The 7,615-nt window shown below is 37.7% G+C and carries 9 protein-coding genes and 1 pseudogene; 4 read left to right on the top strand and 6 right to left on the bottom strand.

Translation table 11 applies throughout. From position 1 onward, the window contains the following. Positions 1-236 precede the first annotated feature (236 nt). The 3 genes from BFN00_RS12305 to BFN00_RS12315 all read right to left on the bottom strand — a co-directional run bounded on the left by BFN00_RS12305 (position 237) and on the right by BFN00_RS12315 (position 1,514). Complete coding sequence (locus BFN00_RS12305) at positions 237-566, bottom strand: hypothetical protein (protein WP_071851936.1); 330 nt, start codon at positions 564-566, stop codon at positions 237-239. 445 nt (positions 567-1,011) lie between these two features. Beyond that, entirely contained in the window at positions 1,012-1,203 is a 192-nt protein-coding gene (locus BFN00_RS12310; protein WP_004282197.1) for a YqaE/Pmp3 family membrane protein, read from the bottom strand. A 29-nt stretch (positions 1,204-1,232) separates the two neighbouring features. After that, positions 1,233-1,514 carry a DUF8583 domain-containing protein gene (locus BFN00_RS12315; protein ID WP_071851970.1) on the bottom strand — a complete coding sequence of 94 codons (282 nt, stop codon included), beginning with the start codon at positions 1,512-1,514 and terminating at the stop codon, positions 1,233-1,235. 209 nt (positions 1,515-1,723) lie between these two features. Here BFN00_RS12315 and mobQ point away from each other — a divergent pair, with 209 nt between their 5' ends. The 4 genes from mobQ (at position 1,724) to BFN00_RS12335 (ending at position 5,224) form a co-directional block, all read left to right on the top strand. Continuing rightward, on the top strand, positions 1,724-3,160 hold the full coding sequence (mobQ, locus tag BFN00_RS12320) for a MobQ family relaxase (protein ID WP_071851938.1): 1,437 nt from the start codon (positions 1,724-1,726) through the stop codon (positions 3,158-3,160). A gap of 101 nt (positions 3,161-3,261) precedes the next feature. Further along, positions 3,262-3,483 (top strand): hypothetical protein, encoded by a 222-nt coding sequence (locus BFN00_RS12325; RefSeq protein ID WP_071851940.1) that lies wholly within the window; start codon positions 3,262-3,264, stop codon positions 3,481-3,483. A gap of 202 nt (positions 3,484-3,685) precedes the next feature. Beyond that, entirely contained in the window at positions 3,686-4,615 is a 930-nt protein-coding gene (gene repM, locus BFN00_RS12330; RefSeq protein ID WP_071851942.1) for a replication initiation protein RepM, read from the top strand. Positions 4,616-4,681: 66 nt separating this feature from the next. Beyond that, positions 4,682-5,224 (top strand): plasmid replication DNA-binding protein, encoded by a 543-nt coding sequence (locus BFN00_RS12335; RefSeq protein ID WP_071851944.1) that lies wholly within the window; start codon positions 4,682-4,684, stop codon positions 5,222-5,224. A 284-nt stretch (positions 5,225-5,508) separates the two neighbouring features. Here BFN00_RS12335 and BFN00_RS15980 read toward each other — a convergent pair whose 3' ends face one another. The 3 genes and pseudogenes from BFN00_RS15980 to BFN00_RS12350 all read right to left on the bottom strand — a co-directional run. After that, entirely contained in the window at positions 5,509-6,030 is a 522-nt protein-coding gene (locus tag BFN00_RS15980) for a hypothetical protein (RefSeq protein WP_171260801.1), read from the bottom strand. A 512-nt stretch (positions 6,031-6,542) separates the two neighbouring features. Further along, complete coding sequence (locus BFN00_RS12345) at positions 6,543-7,007, bottom strand: P-loop nucleotide/nucleoside kinase family protein (RefSeq protein WP_071851948.1); 465 nt, start codon at positions 7,005-7,007, stop codon at positions 6,543-6,545. 110 nt (positions 7,008-7,117) lie between these two features. Then, positions 7,118-7,615 (bottom strand): annotated as a pseudogene (locus BFN00_RS12350) (KGG domain-containing protein); the annotation flags it as partial.

Here is a 7,615-nt window from a genome sequence, read left to right on the forward strand (position 1 = left end):
GTCTCGTGGGCTCGGAGATGTGTATAAGAGAGAGATGTAGTTCAGTAGTCAGTTCAGTAGTCAGTTCAGTAGTCAGTTCAGTAGTCAGTTCATTGATTTGGCTAAAGCCATTGTAGCACATACGTGCTACACAACAACTAATTTAACATAAAATCTCTTATGCGAAGTCAAAAAAATGAGGTCTAAGAGACCTCACTTCTTGTAATCGTTAGTATGTTAAATGAAGACTATAGGAGTTAAATTTTAGCATTTAAGTATTTGATAAATAATTCAATTTTGTTGATCACGTATAAGCAGGCATGGAAAGGGCTAAGGTTATTTTGCTGAGCTTTTTCTACTCTATATTTTGCTCTTTCTAAGAGAGCTATTACGTAAGGTATAGAGCTCTTTAAAATTTTTTTAGGATCTTTTTTTGAATATAAGTAACTATCAATTTTTTCAAAAGGTCCATCATTAACCAATATTTCTAATATAGTGTTGTTGATCTCTTCGCTTATCGATTGCTCAATATGTCCCGGCTCATACGAATATAGAGCTTGTGCTATAACTATTTGAAGATTTTTCATTTTTAGTGATTAATATAATGCAACTTTAATCCTAGCATTATCACCTGCAAAGAAAAAGTATATTAAATATAAAGTAAACAATAGGTTACATAGGATTAACGCAATACAAAAGGTACGATTCATGGGCCTTTCATTTATTTGTTTAATATAGAAATCTTATTCGAAGTCAAAAAATAGCTCCATACCGATATTGGATAGGAGCTTTATGGCAAAAAATAGAGTGAATTTGATAAAAATGAAACCCTCTAATTCTTGTTTTAATTATTTTTATAACTAAGAATTAGAGGATTAATTTCTTTCCCTCTGGAGTTTTATAATTATTGTTATAAAATTTATTAAATCACTTATTGCTCAAATAATCCTCACAATCTGATCATTCACTTATGGATAAGTGTGATGGAAATCACAAAATCAATCAGATCTAAAAATCATACAATTACACTATTTATGATGAGCGAATTGTTTTTTTAATTTTCTGATCAGTCTTGTATTGCGACAAAGCATAGACCGCCCAGATGGCAGCCGGGATCCAACCTAAAACTGTAATCTGGAGTAGCAAACAAATGATGCCGGCAAATGGTCGTCCTATGGTGAAAAACAGTAGCCAGGGAAAAATTAAAGCAATTAGTAATCTCATTTCAAATTCCTATGTATCTTTTCAAAAAATTAATAATTAACTGCCGACAGATCAAACAGCTTACGATCTCTTTCATCCGTTAAATACTTATCCATCTGAGCAATCAGTTTTGCTCTGGCTTGTTCATCATCTTCAGTGATTTTTAACATACAGGATCCGATCAAAATCTTGCGTCTGGTATCATCCTTTCGTGCCTGCTCTTTCTCTTTGGCACGTTCTCTTGCCAGTGCTGCCTGTCTTTGAGCCTTTAACTGCTTTAGCTTTTCCTCCTGTGCCTTGATTTTGCTGTCTAGTGTTTCAGTAACGCTCATTAATACAATACCATCATCCTGGGAAACCATCCCTAACATAAGCGCACTTGAATATGCATTCAAGGTGCTATATGTATAGTAATGTTTTCCTCGAAGAGCGCACTTATGCAAACTTCGTTTGCAAGTCCGATTGGGGTCTCCCCAATACCCCGACAACCGTATTCACGGTTGTATTTCACTACGTGAAAATTTAAAAGCGAAAAATAGACATGGCGATTTACCACTTTTCAGTCAAAACTGTAGCACGATCAGCAGGGCGTTCCGCCACTGCTGCGATTGCCTATCGGGCAGGTGAAAAGATCTATTGTGAACGTGAAGGCCGAGAACATGACTACAGCCGAAAAACTGGTGTGGAATACAAAGAAATTTATTTACCCGAAGGCGCACCAGAACATTTAAAAAACCGGGAAAGACTCTGGAACGAAGTTGAACAACGGGAAACCCGAAAAAACTCGACAGTTGCCCGAGAATTTGAAATCGCTTTTCCAACTGAATTAAATCAGGAACAACGCCTGGCCATGCTCGAAGAGCTATGCGCCAGTATCGTGGATAGACATCAGGTGGCCGTCGATGCCTGTATTCATGCACCGCATACTGGATCTGGTAGTGATGAACGCAATTATCACGCGCATATCCTGATGAGCACACGCAAACTTACTCCGGAAGGCTTCACCGAGAAAACCCGAGAACTGGATCAGAAACACAGTGGAGAAATCGAACACTGGCGCGAACACTTTGCCGATATCTGCAATATGCACCTGGATCTGGCTGGATACACTGCCCGAGTCGACCACCGCAGCTACAAAGACCAGGAGAATGGTTTAGAAGCCACGCTGCACGAAGGGCCGAAAGTCACCGAACTGCGCCGAAAAGGGATTGAGACCGAAATCAGCCGAAGCAATGACGAAATCAAACAGAGAAATCAGGCTCAGCTGCAATACGGCAAAAATATGGACCTGCTGATTGCTGAAAATGAGATCAAACTCAATACACTAAAAACTGAACAGCAGATCCAAATCAAAAATAGTGCTAAAACGCCACCAATTGACGAAAAAGCCCTGATTGAAGAAAAACAGAGGGAAACCCTTGGCAAAGTGCTAAATCGCGGAATCAGCGCAAAAGACGCGAATCTAGACCTAGAATTTATGCAGGATGTTTTTAAAAAGGCAGAAAACACCTTGGGCAAGATGCAAAAGCATAAAAATGAGTTTAGTCAGCAGCTCGCCCAAGACATCTTGAAAAACAGACTGAAACAAAGTCATGACAAGTTGCAAAGTCTGGTCGATCAACACAATGAATTAACCCAGAACAAACCCTTACTGTTTGGAAAAAAAGTCTGGGAAGCCCAACGTGACGAGGTTTATCAGGAACACAAAAAGCTAAAAGGTCAGCATGAACACCAGAAAAAACATGGTGTGAAGGATTTATTGGAAAATGAAAAGTTCAAAGAACATGCCTGGAAGCAGTACCAACAACAACATCCGGCCAAAGCCAAGCAATACCAGACTCTATACTCAACCTATCAAGTCATTAAAAAATGTGTGAATGAGATCAAAGCAGAACAACAGCTGAAACTCAGACAAGAACAACAACTTAAAGCACAGCAACATGCGCCTAGAATGAAATCTCGTGGCATGAGTCGCTAAACAGAGCGAGTGTCTACGAGCGAACTGAGAAAATTTGCCCTTTCCTTTCCCTGATTACAAGCTCCCTATCCATCAATCACCTGCATACCAGAGCATCCCGCATGGGTGCGAACTTTCCAAATTTGATTCTTAAATCGAGCGTAGCGAGAAAAAAAGTTTATGAGCGCAGCGAATTCCGAGTTGCTTTTGCTTTTTCTAAAAGTCACGAAAATATTAACCAAAAATTGCCCCAACGAATCGAGCGAAAGCGAGATTCAATAGAGTTTGAGCGTAGCGAAAACCAAGGGCAATTTTTTACTCCCTGGGCTTTTAATTATTTTTAAGCTTTTAAATGCTTTTAATTAAGCTGTAATCCTTTATTCATAATGGTTCTAGAGATATTAAAACGAGGTTTACCTTGCATTAAAACGAGGTTTACCTTGCATTAAAACGAGGTTTACCTTGCATTAAAACGAGGTTTACCTTGCATTAAGCGAGGTAATTATATAACCTCGTCTTATTGAATTAAAAATATAATCTTTTCATATGAAAACAGAACTAGTTGTTAAAGATAACGCCTTAATCAATGCCAGTTATAACCTCGATCTAGTTGAACAGAGGTTAATTCTCCTAGCTATTGTTGAAGCAAGGGAATCGGGTAAAGGGATAAATGCTAATGATCCACTAACAGTTCATGCTGAAAGTTATATTAATCAGTTTGGTGTACATCGAAATACGGCTTATCAGGCGTTAAAAGATGCTTGCGATGACTTGTTTGCAAGACAATTCAGTTATCAGAGTCTTAGTGAAAAAGGTAACATTATTAATCACAAATCAAGATGGGTGAGCGAGGTGGCTTATATTGATAATGAAGCTGTCGTTAGACTTATTTTTGCCCCTGCTATTGTGCCTTTAATTACTAGGTTAGAAGAACAATTTACAAAGTATGAAATACAACAAATAAGTAATTTAACAAGTGCTTATGCTGTTCGTTTATATGAAATATTGATTGCATGGCGTAGTACTGGAAAAACGCCTCTCATAACTATGTATGATTTTAGACAAAAAATAGGTGTACTCGAGACTGAATACAAACGAATGTATGATTTTAAAAAATATGTTTTAGACATTGCATTAAAACAAGTAAATGAACATACCGATATTACTGTCAAAGTTGAACAGCATAAAACAGGTAGATCTATTACTGGTTTTTCATTTAGCTTTAAACAGAAAAAATCAGCCACGCATTCAGTCGAATCTAAAAGAGATCCGAATACATTAGACCTCTTTTCAAAAATAACAGATAAACAACGCCATCTATTTGCCAACAAGCTCTCAGAGCTTCCTGAGATGAGTAAATATTCACAAGGCACAGAAAGCTATCAGCAGTTTGCTGAACGTATAGCTGCCATGCTGCAAGATGCAGAGAAATTTAAGGAATTACTTCCTTTACTCAGAAAATTAGGATTTCAATGACATTGTTAATTGAAATTGTTAAGTTAACAGTCAGGTATTAACACAAGTTGAAAACTGGTTTACATAATGAAAAAACTGTCAGTTTCAGAGTTAGCTAAGCTTTATGGATATTCAAGACAAGCCATATATGCACATATAAACAAAGGAAATTTATCTAAAGGATCTGATGGATTAATTGACTTTTCAGAGGCCCTAAGAGTTTTTGGGGAACCACAAAAAAAAGAGGATACAGTCAATCAAAGTCAATCAATTAACAGTCAAAACTTGACAGAAGTTGACTTACTAAAACGTCAAGTTGACATACTGGAAAAACAATTAAATCAGGCAATACAGAGAGAAAATCAATCTTTAGAACGTGAATCGTTTTATCAAGAACAGATTGAAGCTATGCAGCGCTTACTAGAAGCACCAAAAGCCAATATGACTACCTTTACCGATCAGAGCTTTAAACAGGATATAGCAACGGATCCTCGGTCGGAACGAGCAACGAACTATGACGAATTGACTACTCCTCAGCAAGACAATAAGCGTATTCCTATCCCGGAGCATGTTGAACCAGAACAGAAGAAGAGAGGCTTCCTAAGCCGCTTTTTCCTTCCATATGGTTAGCCAAGACTCCAGTTTTTTGATGAGCCAATTTCAGTGCAAGCACTTGAAATAATGACTCCTCAAAAAACCGGATGAGGTTTATTAAAACTGAATAAACCCGTGGAACATTGCTTACTTATTGATCGTGGAACGTGAAAAATCATAAAAAAAGCCCGAACAGGGATGTTCGGGCTATAAACTAGAAACTACAGCGTTGAATTATAAGGATAATTATAACGCATTTCGTATAAGGTGTAGTATGTTAATTTTAGGAAAATTAAATCCTATTACCGAAAAACAGACCTTTATTGACATTCTACTTCTTTTTCAGCTGTCTCTTTATCCTCTACCATACGACCACATTTTTCAAAACAACCTGCATTCTTATAATCCGCTAAGTACTCTTCTGATTTCTTCCAGTCCTTTTCATCATTACTATTTTGTAATTTATTCCATTCATTTCTTAATTGAACACATTGTGCTTTATCAGCTTCAGAACTATCTGGTTTATTCTCTAAACTTTCTTTAGGTAGTTCATCCGGAATTTGAAACATTGCTCGATAAGAATTTCCTGACTTTTCACATACTGCTAATAAATCAGTTTGAATACCATCTTTCACGATTTTGGCAGAAACATAATCATCTTTTTCAATAGAAACATTGAAAGAAACATTATACTTTTCAGCAGTTTCAATTAATCTTTTTTTACAAGCATTCATCGTAGGAGCTGTACCTTGTACGGCTTCTGAAGATGTAATTGTTGGAGAACTATCACACCCACTAATAAATAAAAGAACAATTCCTATAGGTAAAATTAATTTTTTCATGAAGTTAATTATTTATTTAAAAATTATATTTTATCAAATATTTATGTTCAAAGTTCACTTCTATAATAATTTTGGGTTTAGCTTTTAGCATAATGTCCTCATTCTAATATCTTGTCAAAAATAGAGTAGATATTTGCTGGGTAACGATTTGGGGCTGAAGGGGTTACACATTATTTACGACTATTATTTTAGTTAAGCCTTCATCCATTTAAAATAATGGGCATTATGCGAAATTAGTAAGTATTTATACTGAATTCCTTCCATATACGTCTTTTGTCTTATATCTATTTTTTACCCAATAGTAAAATATTTGCATTCATAAGCTGCTAAGGATAGCGGGTAAAAAGCGTCTAAGTGCTAAGTATGAATTAGGGCTAAAACAGCTAACTTACATCGGAAAGTAGGTAATTAAGAAAAAACCAACAGCGCTTAATAAGCCTTATAGTTTTGGGAGAGACTATAAGGCTTTTTTATTTTCTATTTTTCTACCCCTATTTGATTGAACAAATATTCTATAAAAGTTCTTCTTTAACAGGAGGTTCAAAGAGAGCAGCCCACTTAGATAGGCTATCAAGATTGACTAGAGGAACTGTTAGAATGCATAGCTTATTTCTTTCAATAATCCTATTTCTGAGTTCGTCCAGATTCATATCTAAAAAGTGAATTTTAGTAGTCACTCCCCACTGACTTGCTATAGATCGATAGCTATCTCTTTCAGTTTTTAGCCAGAAGCCATTTTCAAGAATTACACTATTTCCAGATTTTAGTAATTCCTGGGCAAAATGCCATTGTAGTTTTTCTACTCGAATTCTTATCTCATCGTCATAGAAATCTAAGCCAAGATTATAGAGCCATTCATCAGGAGAAAAGCGTACGGCATTACATTCTTTTGACAGTTGCTTTGCTAAGGTTGTTTTCCCAGAGCCTGGAAGGCCACACATAAGATGTAAAACCGGAGAAATCCTTTTATTTTTCATTTCAACTCCCTGAAATTCGTTACCTCATTTAGTTTTATTTATTTCACTAAAAGTTTTATAAGAAATTAAAAAGCGTAGAATTAATTCTACGCTTTTTAAAAAATTCTTGATTATCGAGAAGTAAACCGTCCTTGTTCGTCACGCGGAGGATTACTTCCTCTTCCTCGGCCACCAGAGCGGCTACCGCGATCATCATCATCGTCGTCGTCATCACGGCTGCGACCACGTCCTCGGCCACCAGAGCGGCTACCACGATCATCATCGTCGTCGTCATCACGGCTGCGACCACGTCCTCGGCCACCAGAGCGGCTACCGCGATCATCATCGTCATCACGACTGCGACCACGTCCTCGGCCACCAGAGCGGCTACCGCGATCATCATCATCGTCGTCGTCATCACGGCTGCGACCACGTCCTCGGCCACCAGAGCGGCTACCGCGATCATCATCGTCATCGTCGTCATCACGACTGCGACCACGTCCTCGGCCACCAGAGCGGCTACCACGATCATCATCCTCATCGCACCCATCCCGAATGACACCACGTACTCCGCCACCAGCATTGCTACCACGTATATCCTCGCCATCATCCTGAAACTGATTCCCACC

The organism is Acinetobacter sp. AR2-3, assembly GCF_001878775.1.
GTDB lineage: Bacteria > Pseudomonadota > Gammaproteobacteria > Pseudomonadales > Moraxellaceae > Acinetobacter > Acinetobacter lwoffii_D.